Consider the following 16,134-nt stretch of genomic DNA (forward strand, 5'->3'; position numbering starts at 1 on the left):
AAAAAGAAAAATGTAATGACCATAATAGAAAAAACTCCCATTCGGGAGTTATTTCACATACTCAGCCACTCGATTTCTCCCCGCTTTTTTTGCACCCGTATACATGGCTCTGTCTGCATGCCGGACAAGCGATAGCGGATCCTCTGAATCTTGAGGGGCTGAAGCCACCCCGATGCTTGCTGTAATATACACTTCGAGCTTCGTTCTGATGTCATTCAGATCAGAGTGGAGGTCAAAGGGTTTCATTTCAATGTTTTCCCGTATGGATTCTGCCAGCACATATGCTTCACTTTTTACGTATTCCGGGAGAAGGATTACAAATTCCTCGCCTCCATAACGGGCAACGGTGCCGTTTGAGCCTATAATTTCCTGCAGCCTGCGGGCCATCTGATATAAAATATCATTTCCGCTTTGATGTCCATATGTATCGTTGACCGATTTAAAGTGATCTAAATCTAATAAAATAAGACTTAGATTTTGTATCTCCCTTAAAGCGATTCTATCATATTCCTTATGCAGCAATTCTTCAAAATAGCGATAATTGTACACCTTTGTTAAAGCGCAAATTTCACTGTTCTTCTTTGTTTCTTCATGAAGCCGGGCATTTTCTATTGCGACGAATAAGTGAGAACTTAAAATATCTACCAGTGTGAGGTGATACTTTTCAAATGCTTTTTCCTGATTCGATGCTAATGTAATAACCCCGCAGGGCTTATTCTTTCTCATAATGGGAACAGAAAGAATACTTTCTACTGCGGTTGGAACATAGGAAGTTTCCAATTTATTAGATTGAGACCGGGAGTTTAAGATTAAAGACCTGCCTGATTTGTATACTCTGGAGCTGACTCCGTTATAAGGTTTTAAAGTCAGGCTGCTATCATTCTTGGAATCTTCACTTTCTAGAGAACAGATCAATACTAGCTCATTAGCTTGAAATTCATACACAAAAGCATAGTCAATCGGAATGAGATCAGAAATTTTCTGCAGAAAAATATCCAGCACCTTATCTACGTTAAGAATTCCTGTGATCTGACGGCCAATATCACTTGTTTTCTGCAGGGCTCTGTTCATTTTTCCAGTCGAATTATACAGCTTCAATACGGCTGTCAGGCATATATACGGAATACCAGCCAGCAGGATCGATACGATCCCAAGCTCTTCGTAAAGCATATAAAGTGCCAGGCCTATCGGAAAAGCTACAGCGGCAGAAGTGACAGCATCCCATATGAAATCACTTATCCCGAATATCTTTCTGTCCTCAAACACAAAAAATAGAATACATGAGAGAAAAATCTGGTTTAAGATAAAAGCTGCCGCTTCATAGGCCGTTATTGGCAGGAATCCTCCTATAGTCTCGAAATCAGGCTGATGGTTTCCGCCAAACAAATAAAAAGTCACTGCGCTGCCTAAAGATATAAAGAAAAACATAAGCGAGTTTAAGGGGTACCGATAAATAGATTCACCCCGGACTTTTAAGTTAATCAGCATAACCATAGTAGCAATCTGGGTCAGAACGAGTTCTGTAACTAAACCAAAAATCAGGAATACCGCCAGTGAAACTCCCTGTGAAGCGATTACTGGAATTTTATTAATCATGATCGGAATACAGGAGACTATGCTCATTAAAATAAGAAACGCAATAACATCAATTTCTCTTCCCGTTACTTGTGGAGGAAATGCAGCATAAACAAGCGAAAAGCTTGCAGGTATCAGCAGAAACCACAATAGCCATATGATCATTCTTTTTCTTTTTGGTACCTGCAACTCTTCTCCTCCTATAAACATATATTCTAACACTATATTGCACTTTTTTAGGAAATTAGTCTTAATTTTACAATTATTTTAGCAAATTTTCTCAATTTTGTCATATATGTTTATTAAAATATAGTTAAAAAGTTGCATTTTATTTTCCTGCGGCCTTTTCAAGTAGATAGCCTCTAGCTTCGGCGATAAAATAAAGAGAGCCAGTTATAATGACGGCTTCATCCTGAGCCAGCTTAATATAGGAAGAATCTATTGCCTCTTGCCAATTCAGGCAGACCTTTTTTGCACGATGGCTGCTATGTGAAAACAGCTCCTCAGCGGCTAAACTTCTGTACATCTCTATCTCAGTAAAAACGAGCTCTGCCGCAGCAGGCTCAATTATAGAAAGCATTTCTTGATAATCTTTATCCTTCAATACGGCCATAACGAATGTAAACCGTTTTTCAGGGAATGTTTTGCTTAGTGTTTTTACCAGAACCTTCATTCCATCTGGGTTATGGGCTCCATCAAGGATCACCAGAGGAGCATGGCTGATTACTTCGATCCTCCCCTTCCATTTAGCCTTTTCCAGCCCTGTCCTCACTGCCTGTTCACTAATCATAAAGCCTTTCTCTTTTAGCAGCACACAGGCAGCAAGTGCAAGAGATGCGTTGTTGATCTGATGCTCACCAAGCATGCTGATTTTCAAGGAAGTCCATTCTGTTTCGGCAAAGGCATAGGAAAAGATTTGTATTTCATTTTCAGTACTCATTCCCCGGGCCTCAAAGTCCTGGTTGAAGGAAAACATTTTAGCTTGGCAGTCAGCAGCTTTTTTGGAAATAACCTCATAAGCGTCCGGGGCCAAGTCCCCTGTTATGACTGGAGTATCCTGTTTAATAATCCCCGCTTTTTCAAATGCAATTTTATCAATTGTGTCACCTAAAAAATCTGTATGTTCTAAAGAAATGTTTGTAATGATAGAAATCAAAGGATGAATAACATTTGTCGAATCAAGCCTTCCTCCTAAACCTGTTTCAAAGAGCACAATTTCAGGCTTTTCGTCAGCAAAATACATCATCGACAACACAGTTAAAACTTCAAAGTAGGTTATATGATCTTCTTCACCGCAAGCTTGCAGGGCAGGCACCAGTCTATTCATTAAAGCTACTATTTCCTGGTCCGCAATCTGCCGGTCGTTGATCATGATTCTTTCATTCAGCCGTTCGATATGCGGAGACGTAAATGAACCAACTGTAACTCCTGCATGCATTAATATTTCTTTTAAGTAATTGAGTGTGGAACCTTTTCCATTTGAGCCGGCAATATGTATGGATGAAAATTCTTTCTCCGGATGACCAAGCGTTTTTATTATTTTTTCCATCCTGGACAACCCAAAATCCATGCCCAGCTTCATTTCTTTATTTTTAAAGAAGGTCTGTACTTCTGTGTAATCCTTAAACATGGTAATATCACTTCCTATTTATATTCGTTCATAAACTTCTATTATCTTATCAAAGTTTGGAGACTTGTTAAATAAGGGACTGCCACAGTTAGATGCTAATCCTGAGGAAGTTAATTCAAACTGTTTTTGGCGATGCCGCACCTGCATGCAAAATTCAAAGCTGTCCGACAGCTCTCGCTCTTTTGTTATGAAAAAAGCCGCCTTGCACATTCATGCAGGCGGCTTTTCATTCATTACATTTGCTTCAAATCATCGATGCGGCGGATCACCGCGTCACGTTTTTCGCTGTAATCTTTTTCTTTTGCTTTTTCTTCTTCGATTACTTTTTCCGGTGCTTTGGCAACAAAGCCCTGGTTGCTTAGCTTTTTCTGAACTCTCTCTACTTCTTTATTAAGCTTCTCGAGTTCTTTATTCAGACGTTGAATTTCTTCGTCGATATTAATTAAGCCCTGTAGAGGAAGAATTAATTCCACTCCAGTTACAACAGCGGTCATTGCCTTTTCAGCAGGCTCAGCGTCTGTTGCGATTGTTAATTCTTCCGGGTTGCAGAATCTTTCAATATAAGCAGCATTTTTATTTAGCGTTGAAGCGATGTTTTCATCCTTCGCTTTTAAAATAAGCTTAATTTTCTTGCTTAATGGTGTATTCACTTCTGCACGGATATTCCGGACAGAACGAATAATTTCAACTAACAGCTTCATTTCTTCAGCTGATTGTTCGTCCGTCAGCTCACCTTTAACCTCTGGCCATGCAGCCGTTGTGATCGATTCACCAGAATGCGGAAGGTTCTGCCAAATCTCTTCTGTGATAAACGGCATAAATGGGTGCAAGAGACGCATTGTGTTATCCAGTACATAAGCAAGGATGGAACGGGTTGTTTTCTTAGCTGCTCCATCTTCACCGTAAAGCGGAAGCTTCGCCATTTCAATATACCAGTCACAGAAATCATCCCAAATGAAGGTATACAACGCGCGGCCCACTTCACCGAACTCGTATTTATCAGCAAGCCTTGTTACCGTTTCAATCGTTTGATTCAAGCGGGTTAAAATCCATTTATCTGCAACAGATTTTTCTCCTGTAAGATCAATCTCTTCATAGGTCAGGCCTTCCATATTCATTAAAGCAAAGCGGGAAGCATTCCAAATTTTATTGGCAAAGTTCCATACAGCTTCTACTTTTTCAGTTGAGTAGCGGAGATCCTGGCCTGGCGAGCTTCCCGTTGTCAGGAAGTAGCGGAGTGAGTCGGCTCCGTATTGGTCGATAACCTCCATTGGATCTACACCGTTTCCTAGTGACTTACTCATCTTGCGGCCGTCAGCTGCACGAACTAATCCATGAATCAGCACATCTTTGAATGGACGCTTCTCAGTAAACTCCAGCCCTTGGAATATCATACGGGAAACCCAGAAATAGATGATATCATAGCCAGTTACAAGAGCACTTGTCGGATAGTAGCGCTTATAATCCGAAGCAGTTTCATCCGGCCAGCCCATTGTTGAAAATGGCCATAATGCTGAGCTGAACCATGTATCTAGAACATCCTTATCCTGCTCCCAGTTCTCGATATCTGCTGGAGGTTCGCTTTCAACCAGTATTTCACCGGTTTCCTTATGGTACCAGGCAGGGATGCGGTGGCCCCACCACAGCTGGCGGGAAATACACCAATCACGGATGTTTTCCATCCATCTCATGTACGTATTTTCAAATCGGTCTGGAACGAAGTTTACTTTTTCGTCTTCTTTTTGCTGAAGTTCAATCGCTTTTTCAGCAAGAGGCTGCATTTTTACAAACCACTGTGTAGATAGATACGGCTCAACCACCGCATCGCTTCTCTCGGAGTGTCCTACAGAATGCATATGTTCTTCAATTTTGAAAAGAACACCCTGTTCCTGAAGATCCTTTGTAATCTGCTTTCTGCAATCAAACCGGTCCATACCTTCATATTTTCCGGCTTTTTCATTCATGGTGCCGTCTTCATTCATAACCAGAATCCGTTCTAGATTATGCCGGTTTCCAATTTCAAAGTCGTTCGGATCATGTGCAGGTGTAATTTTAACCGCTCCAGAACCAAACTCCATATCTACATAATCATCGCCGACTATCGGTATCTCTCTGCCGGTGATCGGCAGGATAACCGTTCTCCCGATTAGATGCTTATAACGGTCATCTTCCGGATGTACAGCAACCGCCGTATCACCAAGCATCGTTTCCGGTCTTGTAGTCGCAACTTCAATGTGGCCGCTGCCATCGCTTAAAGGATATTTCATGTGGTAAAAAGCACCCTGAACATCCTTATGGATTACTTCAATATCAGAAAGAGCCGTTTTTGTAGCCGGATCCCAGTTAATGATATATTCGCCTCTGTAAATGAGCCCTTTACGATAAAGACTTACAAATACTTCGCGAACGGCTTTAGAAAGTCCTTGATCAAGCGTAAATCGTTCTCGGGAATAATCTAATCCAAGACCAAGTTTAGCCCATTGCTTACGAATGTGATCTGCGTATTCTTCTTTCCATTTCCATGTTTCTTCAAGAAACTTTTCCCGCCCAAGATCATATCTGGTTGTTCCCTGCTCGCGGAGTTTTTGCTCAACCTTCGCCTGGGTAGCAATACCGGCGTGGTCCATTCCTGGGAGCCATAATACATCATAGCCCTGCATCCGCTTCATTCTTGTTAAAATATCCTGAAGAGTCGTGTCCCACGCATGACCTAAATGCAGCTTTCCTGTTACGTTCGGTGGCGGGATCACAATCGTATAAGGTTCTTTCGTTTCATCTGGCACAGCTTCAAAGAACTTGCCTTTTAGCCACCATTCATAGCGGCCTTTTTCAATAGACTGCGGATCGTACTTTGTAGGCATAGATAATTGATTTTCTTCCAAAGTCTTTTCCTCCTTCGTATTACCTTGTAATTTTACCCAAAATAAAAACTCCCTTCGCCTGAAAAGGACGAAAGGAGCTGATTTCGCGGTACCACCTTTTTTCCGGATAGAAAAATACACCTTATCCGGCTCTTATAGTTATATAACGGCTCTCCACCGGTTTTCACTACTCTGACAAAGTACCAGGACTTGTCATTTGGCAAAAACAGCTCAAGGGTGACTTCCAGCGGGTACTTGCTTAAGAAACCTTTCAGCAGCTGGCTTCTCTCTCTAAAAGCAGTTATCCATGTACTTTTCCCTGTCTATGCTTTTTCTATTTTTAATTACTCTTTATGTTACAAAAAAGGGATAGATATAGTCAATATTCTTTTCCGATATTTAATAAAATTATACGGGATTTTAAAAAAATGCTTGATTAAGTCTATTATATGGCGGACTGGAGTTCACGTTCTGGGAATCCGCACAATTATCGCCCTTTAGTCATAAAATAGGGCGAATTTTATATTTTATATAAAGCACCCATATTTATATGTCTCGATAAGGGAGGGTTCCTTTTTGAAAAGGAGATATAGCCCATATGCCTTGCCGCCCTGGCTTAGGACTTTGCGGGGAGGATGCAGTCAGTTAATTTTGCCTTTCAGTATTTTTCAGGGAATAAGGACTTTTCTTATCCCGACCACCTTCGATGTTTTTTTTCTGGCCCTTTTAATACTCCTGGCCATTGCTTTGCGCCTAGAATGGATCTAGCTTTAATGTTTTTGTTCCAGAGAGCAGCCTGCGGCCAGTACTGGCAGAAACAAAACACAAAAATATCCCGTACTTTTCTAAATGTACGGGATTCATGTTTCGGCCTGCTGGTTCTCGGCGGCTTTTTTTTGCTGTTCAATCTCCTCTATCCTCATAACTACATATTCAGTATTTTTCAGCTGCCAATAATTACTTTGCAAGACCTGCAGGTAATGGATTTCTTGTTTGCTTCCCTTTTTTTCATGAAAATGCTTAACTGATTGAATGATATGAACAGGATGAGACAGATAGGCCATGAAAAGTTCCATCTCTCCATCTCGAAACGAAAAATATTTAAAATACGTATACAGCCATTCGATACAGTCTGAATTCATAACAGGGTACGTTTTTGAAGAGTTAACCACAAAAGGCAGCAGGTCAGCATGGGGAGGGGCTATCCTCGAATTTTCAAAGTTTATGAAATATCCATAACCACGGTCATCATAAATAAAATGTTTTGTGGAAACCTTTCCATGGGCAATTACGGTCCGCACCTTTTCCAGTTCCTTTGTATTATTAAACCACTGTTCCAATTTTTTTATGGAAAAATCCAATGCTTGTAAAATATCAAAAAAATAAAGGCAGTACATAAGTTCAAAAGGTGACATATATGTTTTCCGCTCACAGGCTGTCAGAAATTCCTCCGCAAATTCCTTGTTCTTTTTCCACTCATCTATTGTTTGCTCATAATGATCTTTTCGTTCATCCTTCTTTACTTCCATATCTTTTACCGAAAGAGAATGAAGCCTTGCCAGCTCCCGGAACATTTGTTTATGCTTTTCATTCCTTTCACTGTTTGCTTCATTTGGAAGCCAAGGCATTAAATAATACAGATTATTCTTATGCAGCACAGCATGTCTCCCATCACTGGATGGAAAGATGGGTACTATGCGGTTATAGCCCCGCTGGTATACCCGCTGCACATTTTTTATAAAATCCATTCCATGCTGCGGTGGTATGGTTTTCAGGGCAAATACTCCATTATTGGTATACACCTTTAGGAGTCTGCCGAAATCTTCAGCATAGTGAACGGTTAAGTGATAATGACTCATGATTTCTTTTATTTCTTTATTTGAATTCTCGCTTATAGTCACGAGATTCACACACCCTTCTTTATCACAACAAAAGCATCAGCGCTTATTTTTCTTTATGATCAAAGGTTTCGTCTGGCCTAATAAAGCTCTCAGAAGGTGACATGCATGCGGGACACTCTAAAGCCAGTCTCCTGCCCTAAATTTCTTTAAAAGGAACAAAGGCAGGGCAGGGATTGTTCCTCTGCACCTGCCAGCTCTGTTCATTATCTCTTTTGGGTTACTGGTTTTGACGGAATATACAGAACCTGGCCTTCCGAAATTTCGCTGGCTGAGTCCAGCTCATTTAAGGCAAGAATCGCATTTGCACTAATATCATAACGGCTTGCCAAGGAGTTCAGAGTATCTCCCTGCTGCACCAGACAAACCTTCACTCTTGTATGTCCCTGCTCCTCTTTCTTGCCTAAGAAATCGGTTAAGGAAACATGCTCCCTGCTGCCCTTAGATGCCTGGTTTTCATGTTCCTGTACTGCCTGTGAGCGCTCGCGAACTAATGGTGCCGGCTCAACCGATTCTTTTTTTAGTTTCGGAACAGATGAAACCTCCCCGGCATCATTCCCTTCTGTCCGTTCCTGCTGATAAAGGGCAGCAGGTTTCTGTGTGTCTTCTTCCTTTTGCTGTACCACTACCAGATCAGGCTGTTTATTAACTGGATATTCTCTATTTCGTTGTTCTTCAGATCCCTGTTTGAGATCGGATACTGCCCTCTGCACCGATGTGTCATTATGATGGTCAGCCTTTTCTTCCTCTATATATAGGACCGCCTGATCCGTTGTACGCTCATCCTGCTCTGGTGCCTCTTCTGTTGGAAGCTCACTCTGGCCTGGTGCCTCTTCTGCCAGCAATGCAGGCTGACTCAGTTCTATTTGTGATTCAGCCCTCTCTAGTGATTCTTCTGATCGCAGTTCAGTTTGTTCAGGCGCTTCTGCAGATCTTAGGAACTCAGATCCCGAAGCCTCCTCTGTCTGAAGTTCAGCGGCCTCTGGTACCGTATCCGTATGGAAAACAGTTGTTCCATGTAATTGTGCCTCTGGCTCCGCTTGTTCCTCCCGTTCAAATAAAGGGGATAAGGGTTCAGGCGAAGCTTCTTCCTCTGGAATTTTCTTTGCTTCCGCTTCAAAAGGAATAAACAATTCTCTGTCCGGAGGAGCAAAAATGGAAGATTCATAGTAATATGGACTGCTATGGCTTTCGGCTTCGGCTTCGGCGATTTCAGAGGGTGCTGAACGATATAAGAGCCCGGCTTCCTCTTCCCTGAACAATTCCGGCTGTGGCTCTGGTGCATTCTGCTGCTCTCCGTATATTCCAGATATCATCAGCTCTGCACAAAGCGTCAGACAGTTTCTTTCTGGCATTGAATAATCAAAGGAAGAGATGGCAACCGATACATCCTCGAGCGAAGATATTCGATTCGCTGGAATGGTTATATCTACAGGAAAACTATGCTGAAATTCAAACAACCCATTTTCTCTTTCCTCAAAGGACCGAATCGTCTTAGGGGAGACAAAAGAAAAACTTTCATCTTCTTCCCGAATGCTTGATTGTTCCCTTTTATATTCACCCGCTAAAAATAACTCCCCTTTTATAACTACATATTGGTCCATATCCTGAACGGTTACATTCGGATCTAAGGATAATGAATATAACTCTTCAACTTCCTGTCCCTTTTGAAACCATATGGATTCTTCCACTGAAAATCGCAAAAGTGAATTATGATCACTGGCCATCATCTTTCCTCCCTTCAAAATTACAAGGCTTGCATATATATCCCTACCAATTTATGAATTTAAAAGGATAAATATGACTCATCTGTATAATCTAAAAGGGAAAATCTTGATAAGATATTCTGACTTCTGGCCAAAAATCTTTCCCAGAGATTTGCAGAGGTACATTAGAAATTTTATCATTCTGGCTTAGTCACGGTGTTATAAGCAGTCTCTAAGAAAGAGGGATGAAAAGATTCAAGATTAATTCAGAGGCACATTATAGAAACTGCCTTGGATTATCTATTTACCTGAACTCCTGTACGCTTGCCATAGAACACATAATTTCCTCTATCTTCATCAATCTCCGTACAGACTAATTCCATTTCGTTAAATGTTCCCTTTTTCCCGATTTCTCTAGTGTATATAAAGTCGCTTTGAAGATATTTCAGTGCTTCAGTATGATAATTCAATTCAAGAACATCAAGAAGAGGCGAGTTATCTTTACTAATAAACTCCCGAATTTCAATCGTTATTCCCCTATACATTTTTTCGTCTGGGTAAGGGTGGTTGCTTCCTTCTTTTTCTACGTAAAGAACACAGTTTGCATGTGGCTCTACAGCAGAGGAAACCACTCTATAGACCTCTGCATTTTTTATGTAGTATTCACACGACATGCGGCATGCTAACTCTGCTGTATCTAGATTTTGATATTGAAATAAAGCTGGATAGCCTTGAAAGTTATCATTCAGCCGATATTCTAAATTCTCCATGTTTTTTTCTCACTTCCTTTTGTAAAAATTGTATGCCATAGTTAAAATAACTAATTTATTTCTTATTTAAGAAATATAATAAATGTAATCTTCATTGGAGGGAAGTCTATGGCTCAAAACAATAAAACCGAAAAACTGGTAAAAGGGCTGTTTGCTGGTTTGCTTGGAACGGCTATGACGGGCTGCTCTTCCGATCCAGCTGACCGTCCGCCAAAACCGGATACAGAAGAATGCTCTGATTGGGATTGGGACAGTGAGGAAGGTGTTTATTCATGTGATGAACGCAACTCCCATTATTATGGACATTATTGGTATGGCGGATTCTTCTATGCATCCAGAAGTGCGCTCCATTCCAGCTCTGCCTATAACAAATACAAATCTGGGCCGTCCTTTAAAGGCGGAAGCACCGGTTTTGGCAGCGGCAGAAAAGGCGGCTTTGGAGGATAGTACATGGATAATGTGGAAAAATACCGCTTAAAACGCAGCCAATTTTACAATAATATGGATGATTTCTGGCCTGATTTATATGAAAAGGAATATAGCCTGTACGGTACATATTCTATAGCTCATTCAGAAGTTCTTGAAATTAATCGGATAACAGCCAGAATTGGACAGATTTTTTCAAAAATGGCGTCTAATCTGCGAGCTGCAGATGATGCAACTCTTCGGGCATTAGGAATCCCAGTAGAATCATTTTCAGTAATTAGAATGAACTCTATTGGAATAGACAGCGTGATTGCCAGACTGGATTTAGTAAAAACTGCTGATGGCTATAAATTGCTGGAAATTAATAGTGATACGCCCACTTTTATTGTTGAATGCTTTAGAGTGAATCAATTAGTTTGTGATCATTTTAACTTGGAAAATCCTAATCAAAGTACCGAAGCCGATCTTGCCCAGGCTTTACGGAGAGGGATTATTGAAAGTGCTAAAAGTATAGGTTCCAAATACCCGCATGTCGTTTTTACAGCACATGCCGAAAATATAGAAGACTGGAACACCGTTTCCTATCTTAAGGAGATTTCTCAATTTCAATCGTCTTTATGTTCTTTAGACAAACTAGTAATAAGCGAGGACGGCTTATATGATGATACAGGCAGCAGAATTGATGTCTTATACAGACAAACCTATCCACTTGAGCATTTAGTTCAGGATATCGACCCTGAAAGCGGTGGAAATATTGGGATAGAACTCCTTAATCTTGTTAAAAACAAGAAGCTGGCCATTATTAATCCTCCATCTGCCTTTTTATTACAATCAAAGGCTCTGCAAGCATTAATATGGGGCATCTATGAAAGTGAAGCTGGTACGAAAATCTTCACTACAGAAGAATTAGCCTGGATAGGTTCGTACATGCTTCCCACCTATTTAGAGGCTGATCCCTTCTTAAACGGCAGAGCTTATATACGAAAGCCAAGTTTTGGGAGAGAAGGCGACACGATCGAAATATTCGATAAACACGGAACCTCACAATATAAAGAAGCGCTGCAGACCTATGATATGGAGCTCCCTGTTTACCAGGAACTAGCTGATCTGCCCCAGGCTGAAATTATGACAGAACAGGGCCGCGAGAAGCTGCAATTATTAATAGGAAGCTTTCTTATCTGCGGAAGGGCCAGTGCAATTGGAATCCGGGCGGGCAAAGGCGTTATCAATAATGAATCCTATTTTTTGCCGGTAAGCTTAAAACATAAATAAAGGGGATCTCAGTCATGGAACTAATTCTTAATTATTTAGCGTATTTTGGAATAGCCATAGTCCTGTTAGGAGCAGGTATCGTTTTATTTGAAATAACTACTAAAGTGAAGGAATTCGAATTAATTTCCAAAGGCAATAAAGCTGCAAGCTTAGTTCTGACAGGTAAGATTCTAGGGCTTTCTGTAGTTTTATATTCCTCTATTTCCAATTCAGTTTCCATCTATGATTTGATTCTATGGGGTGCTATAGCCATCATCACCCAAATCGCTGCCTATTATTTGGCTGAACTTCTCTTGCCAAAATTTAATATTCATAATGCGATCAATCAAGATAATCAGGCAGTCGGCCTTTTTTTGCTCGCTCTCTCGGTAGCAATAGGCTTGATTGTTGCTGGATGTTTAACCTACTAAAGAAGATGGCTGACCAGCCATCTTTTTTCAATAAGTGCAAGCTATTTAATTTTTTCAAAGGTATCCTTGTCGTATAGGACAATGAGTTTTGCCTTATCTGGCATTTTTTGATTTAATTTCCGCGTAATACTCAAATCTTTGCCATCAGCAATTAAATTGGCACCCTGAGATGATAAATAGTCATCCGCATCTTTATACGTTATCCATTCCTTTTTCCTGGAAATCTCCCATATGTCTTCATTGTCTTGTGAACTTAAGAGCTGTTCAAATATCCTGCTTGATCCTTTTTGAATGGAGGACTTGGCCATCAGATGGGAAACAGAATCCTCAGACAGAATGAAATCATCTACTTTGGCATGGATAAAATTCTTCTTGTGAGTATGCTTTAAGATTTCAACCACCGTATATATCTCTCTTTTATGAAGAGTTCCATAGCTTTCAATGGACGAGGCAATCAACAGTGTATGCCCATCTGCAAGTACAGCATCATCAATTTGAGGAGGAGCCAGGATAAGCACTGAATCAGATTCTATTAAATTAGCATAGTCAAAGGTCTCATAATCAGTCGGATCTCCCTGGATGTAATGAATTCTATCACCCTTTATTGGAGATTTTTCCAGCTTTTCTATCAGCACGATGTCTCTTTCAGTAGAATGCAGGACTTCATCGATGACTTTTTTCGTCTTATTTGACCAGCCTAGTAAAACGACATGATCTTTGCCTTTATATTTCAATTTCCCTTCCTCCTTTAAACGATGATAGGTGCCAAATAAGCTGATCACATTGCCAATGACCACAGAGATTAAGCCAATCCCAAAAATATATAATAGAACCCCAAATATTCTTCCTTCCACTGACTTTGGATAATAATCTCCGTACCCGACTGTAGTGACTGTAGTCATCACCCACCAAAAGCCTTCAAATATAGTAGGAAAGGTCTCCGATTCAATTAGATGAATCACAACTGAACTCAGGACAATTAAGGAAAAGCTTAGCATTCCTATCGTATAAAAGTTCGCTTTTATCCTCCCCAGCAGTCTCAGCAATACGTGCATCTGTCTCACCTCCCGCAGATTTCTTTTCATTTTTTTTATACATATATATTAAACTTTTCCCTGCTCTATACGATTGGATTGAGGCTAATCATTAGAGCCGCGCCAGAAAACCATCACTTCTTTTTTCCCAACATGTTAAAGTTCGTTGTTGATATTTAGCACTTTGTTGATCTTCGCTGCAGGCGCAAGATCCTCGAAAATGCATTCGCATTTCCTTCGTGCGGTGAGAATTCGAGGATGCTAATTCAATGTCCTGCGGGAAATGCGGGTATTGTCCAGCTCCAAGCTGAGACCCTCGAGTCATAAGCCAATCAGTCCATGAAAAGAAAAACCGCTTTTCACGGCCTGCCCGACTTATGCTATTCGGGTCTCTGCCTTCCCTAAGACTTATTTGTTATAAAAAAAAGCTTTTCATGAGAGTCCTTAAATAGTGCTAAGGGGGAAGGCACCGCTTTCCGCTTTCCGATATCAACAGGGAGTTTAACAGAGCTCTTCCCATAAAAAAACAGCAGGTAAAATGCTGTTTTTTTTATCTATTAGTTTTTCATTCTTGGATCCAAAGCATCCCTTAAGCCGTCGCCCATTAGGTTAAAACCTAAAACTGTAAGCATAATAGCCAGTCCTGGAAATAATACGGTCCACGGGGCATCAAGAATAAATTCACGCGAGTCCGCCAGCATTTTCCCCCATTCTGGCGCAGGCGGCTGGGCTCCCATTCCTAAAAACCCAAGAGCAGCTGCTTCAATGATAGCTGTTGCTATGGCCAGGGTGCCTTGCACAATAATTGGAGCAAGGCTGTTTGGGAGGATGTGATGAATCAATATCCGGCTGTCAGTCATCCCTATCGCTTTTGCAGCGGTTATGTATTCTTCTTCTTTAACTGTGAGTACCCTGGACCTAAGCAAGCGTCCAAAGGTTGGAACATTAATAATAGCAATCGCAATTAATGCATTTCGCAATGACGGCCCAAGCACTGCCACGACTGCTATAGCAAGAAGGATACTTGGGAAAGCAAGAAGAATATCAAAAAAGCGGGAAATAATCGTATCAACCCATTTTCCGTAATACCCAGCAATTATGCCGAGGAATGAACCTACAATTACAGATCCAGCGACAGAGATAAATCCTACTCCAAGCGATATCCTGGCTCCGTAAATAACTCGGCTCAGGATGTCTCTCCCAAACTGGTCTGTACCAAACAAATGCTCAGAGGATGGAGGAAGATGCTTGTCCGCCAGCTTCTGATCCGCAAATTCATATGGTGCAATGAAATCGGCGAGCAAAGCAATTAATATAAAAAATAGAACAATAGATAAACCGACTATGGCCAGCTTATTTTTTCTAAAGCTTTTCCATGCCTCTTTCCAGGGGGATACTGCTTGTTCCTCAGCTATTTGAGGAGGAACCATGGGAGGTGTGCTGTGTGCAAGTTCTGCCATCTTTATTCCCTCCTATTTATACTTAATTCTTGGATCAATCGCTGCATACAGCAGGTCAACCACCAGATTGATTAGTACGAATATGGCAGCCACTACAAGAATCCCAGATTGTATCACGGGATAGTCACGGTATGATATTGCCTCGTATATATAAGTTCCTATTCCTGGCCACCCAAATATCGTTTCGGTTAATATAGCCCCTCCAAGAAGAAGCCCCGTCTGCAGTCCTATTACTGTGACAACAGGAATTAATGCGTTCTTTAATGAATGTTTGTACACTACCCAGAACATTTTCATTCCTTTTGCACGTGCTGTCCGAATGTAATCCGATCTCATAACCTCAAGCATGGAAGAACGCGTCATGCGGGCAATAATTGCCATCGGGATGGTTCCAAGAGCAATACCCGGGAGAATTAAATGTCTAATAACTTCAATAAATTGGTCAAATCTATTATTTAATAACGAATCAATTAAATACAAATTAGTAACAGCCTCCACAGGATCTCGAATATTATCTCTTCCTGTTGTTGGCAGCAGGTCCCATTGAATGGCTACTATATATTGCTCCATTAATCCCAGCCAGAAAATCGGCATGGAAACACCAATCAGTGCCACGACCATAGCGACATAGTCAAACCAGGAGTTTTGGAACCAGGCGGAAATGATTCCCGCATTAACCCCTATTATGATGGCGATTACCATTGCTACTAATGACAGTTCAATTGTAGCAGCGAGATATGGCCATATTTCCTCTGAAATCGGTACTCTTGATTTTAATGATACACCTAAATCACCCGTAATAATTCCGGTTAAGTATTCCCAAAATTGCGTGGGCCAGGGCCTGTCCAGGCCAAGCTCCTTAGTTAAGGCCGCCATGGCTTCTTTTGTTGCCTGCTGGCCTAAAATAATTTGGGCTGGATTTCCGGGAATAGCACGGATCATCATAAATACTATGAAAGTCATTCCGAGCAGAACTGGAATAAGTGCAGTCAATCGCCGTATAGTGTAAGAGAACATATCCGCTCACCTCTTCCTAAAAACATCATAAGATCAGGGAGCATGAGCAAATCCATACTCCCTGATCTACTATAA

At 41.0% G+C, this 16,134-nt stretch carries 12 protein-coding genes and 1 other annotated feature; of the genes, 3 read left to right on the forward strand and 9 right to left on the reverse strand.

Annotated elements, in window-relative coordinates:
• Nucleotides 1-48: 48 nt before the first annotated feature.
• From JOC77_RS06425 to JOC77_RS06450, 6 genes are all read right to left on the reverse strand, one after another.
• Nucleotides 49-1,764 (reverse strand): sensor domain-containing diguanylate cyclase, encoded by a 1,716-nt coding sequence (locus JOC77_RS06425; protein WP_204540441.1) that lies wholly within the window; start codon nucleotides 1,762-1,764, stop codon nucleotides 49-51.
• A 139-nt stretch (nucleotides 1,765-1,903) separates the two neighbouring features.
• Entirely contained in the window at nucleotides 1,904-3,205 is a 1,302-nt protein-coding gene (locus JOC77_RS06430) for a bifunctional folylpolyglutamate synthase/dihydrofolate synthase (protein ID WP_204540445.1), read from the reverse strand.
• 233 nt (nucleotides 3,206-3,438) lie between these two features.
• Nucleotides 3,439-6,066 (reverse strand): valine--tRNA ligase, encoded by a 2,628-nt coding sequence (locus JOC77_RS06435; RefSeq protein WP_377336571.1) that lies wholly within the window; start codon nucleotides 6,064-6,066, stop codon nucleotides 3,439-3,441.
• A gap of 81 nt (nucleotides 6,067-6,147) precedes the next feature.
• Nucleotides 6,148-6,401, reverse strand: a binding site (T-box leader).
• A 525-nt stretch (nucleotides 6,402-6,926) separates the two neighbouring features.
• Entirely contained in the window at nucleotides 6,927-7,967 is a 1,041-nt protein-coding gene (gene ysxE, locus JOC77_RS06440; RefSeq protein ID WP_338047189.1) for a spore coat protein YsxE, read from the reverse strand.
• 203 nt (nucleotides 7,968-8,170) lie between these two features.
• Complete coding sequence (locus JOC77_RS06445) at nucleotides 8,171-9,691, reverse strand: LysM peptidoglycan-binding domain-containing protein (RefSeq protein WP_204540475.1); 1,521 nt, start codon at nucleotides 9,689-9,691, stop codon at nucleotides 8,171-8,173.
• A 275-nt stretch (nucleotides 9,692-9,966) separates the two neighbouring features.
• The gene (locus tag JOC77_RS06450) at nucleotides 9,967-10,440 is read right to left on the reverse strand and encodes a hypothetical protein (RefSeq protein ID WP_204540477.1); all 474 of its coding nucleotides are present in this window, start codon (nucleotides 10,438-10,440) and stop codon (nucleotides 9,967-9,969) included.
• Between the two features lie 108 nt (nucleotides 10,441-10,548).
• On the opposite strand from JOC77_RS06450, the gene JOC77_RS06455 reads away from it, so the two are divergent.
• The 3 genes from JOC77_RS06455 to JOC77_RS06465 are packed head-to-tail and all read left to right on the forward strand — an operon-like array spanning nucleotide 10,549 to nucleotide 12,548.
• Entirely contained in the window at nucleotides 10,549-10,887 is a 339-nt protein-coding gene (locus tag JOC77_RS06455; protein WP_204540479.1) for a hypothetical protein, read from the forward strand.
• A 3-nt stretch (nucleotides 10,888-10,890) separates the two neighbouring features.
• The gene (locus JOC77_RS06460) at nucleotides 10,891-12,138 is read left to right on the forward strand and encodes a glutathionylspermidine synthase family protein (protein WP_204540481.1); all 1,248 of its coding nucleotides are present in this window, start codon (nucleotides 10,891-10,893) and stop codon (nucleotides 12,136-12,138) included.
• Nucleotides 12,139-12,161: 23 nt separating this feature from the next.
• A complete protein-coding gene (locus JOC77_RS06465) occupies nucleotides 12,162-12,548 on the forward strand; it encodes a DUF350 domain-containing protein (RefSeq protein WP_204540677.1) in 387 nt (128 codons plus the stop codon).
• Between the two features lie 41 nt (nucleotides 12,549-12,589).
• Here the strand turns inward: JOC77_RS06465 and JOC77_RS06470 are convergent, their stop codons facing one another.
• The 3 genes from JOC77_RS06470 to JOC77_RS06480 all read right to left on the reverse strand — a co-directional run bounded on the left by JOC77_RS06470 (nucleotide 12,590) and on the right by JOC77_RS06480 (nucleotide 16,059).
• Nucleotides 12,590-13,633 carry a potassium channel family protein gene (locus JOC77_RS06470; protein WP_338047190.1) on the reverse strand — a complete coding sequence of 348 codons (1,044 nt, stop codon included), beginning with the start codon at nucleotides 13,631-13,633 and terminating at the stop codon, nucleotides 12,590-12,592.
• 506 nt (nucleotides 13,634-14,139) lie between these two features.
• A complete protein-coding gene (locus tag JOC77_RS06475; RefSeq protein WP_204540485.1) occupies nucleotides 14,140-15,042 on the reverse strand; it encodes an ABC transporter permease in 903 nt (300 codons plus the stop codon).
• A 12-nt stretch (nucleotides 15,043-15,054) separates the two neighbouring features.
• Nucleotides 15,055-16,059, reverse strand: coding sequence for an ABC transporter permease (locus JOC77_RS06480; RefSeq protein WP_204540487.1), 1,005 nt, complete (start codon nucleotides 16,057-16,059; stop codon nucleotides 15,055-15,057).
• Nucleotides 16,060-16,134 lie beyond the last annotated feature (75 nt).

This window comes from Peribacillus deserti (assembly GCF_016909175.1).
In the GTDB taxonomy this organism is placed as follows: domain Bacteria; phylum Bacillota; class Bacilli; order Bacillales; family DSM-1321; genus Paraperibacillus; species Paraperibacillus deserti.

Bases quoted from the DNA above. Each gene is read 5' to 3' on its own strand.
- JOC77_RS06430 (WP_204540445.1), bottom strand. From the start codon at position 3,205: ATGTTTAAGGATTACACAGAAGTACAGACCTTCTTTAAAAATAAAGAA.
- JOC77_RS06435 (WP_377336571.1), bottom strand. From the start codon at position 6,066: ATGCCTACAAAGTACGATCCGCAGTCTATTGAAAAAGGCCGCTATGAA.
- JOC77_RS06445 (WP_204540475.1), bottom strand. From the start codon at position 9,691: ATGGCCAGTGATCATAATTCACTTTTGCGATTTTCAGTGGAAGAATCC.
- JOC77_RS06450 (WP_204540477.1), bottom strand. From the start codon at position 10,440: ATGGAGAATTTAGAATATCGGCTGAATGATAACTTTCAAGGCTATCCA.
- JOC77_RS06455 (WP_204540479.1), top strand. From the start codon at position 10,549: ATGGCTCAAAACAATAAAACCGAAAAACTGGTAAAAGGGCTGTTTGCT.
- JOC77_RS06460 (WP_204540481.1), top strand. From the start codon at position 10,891: ATGGATAATGTGGAAAAATACCGCTTAAAACGCAGCCAATTTTACAAT.
- JOC77_RS06470 (WP_338047190.1), bottom strand. From the start codon at position 13,633: ATGAAAAGAAATCTGCGGGAGGTGAGACAGATGCACGTATTGCTGAGA.
- JOC77_RS06475 (WP_204540485.1), bottom strand. From the start codon at position 15,042: ATGGCAGAACTTGCACACAGCACACCTCCCATGGTTCCTCCTCAAATA.
- JOC77_RS06480 (WP_204540487.1), bottom strand. From the start codon at position 16,059: ATGTTCTCTTACACTATACGGCGATTGACTGCACTTATTCCAGTTCTG.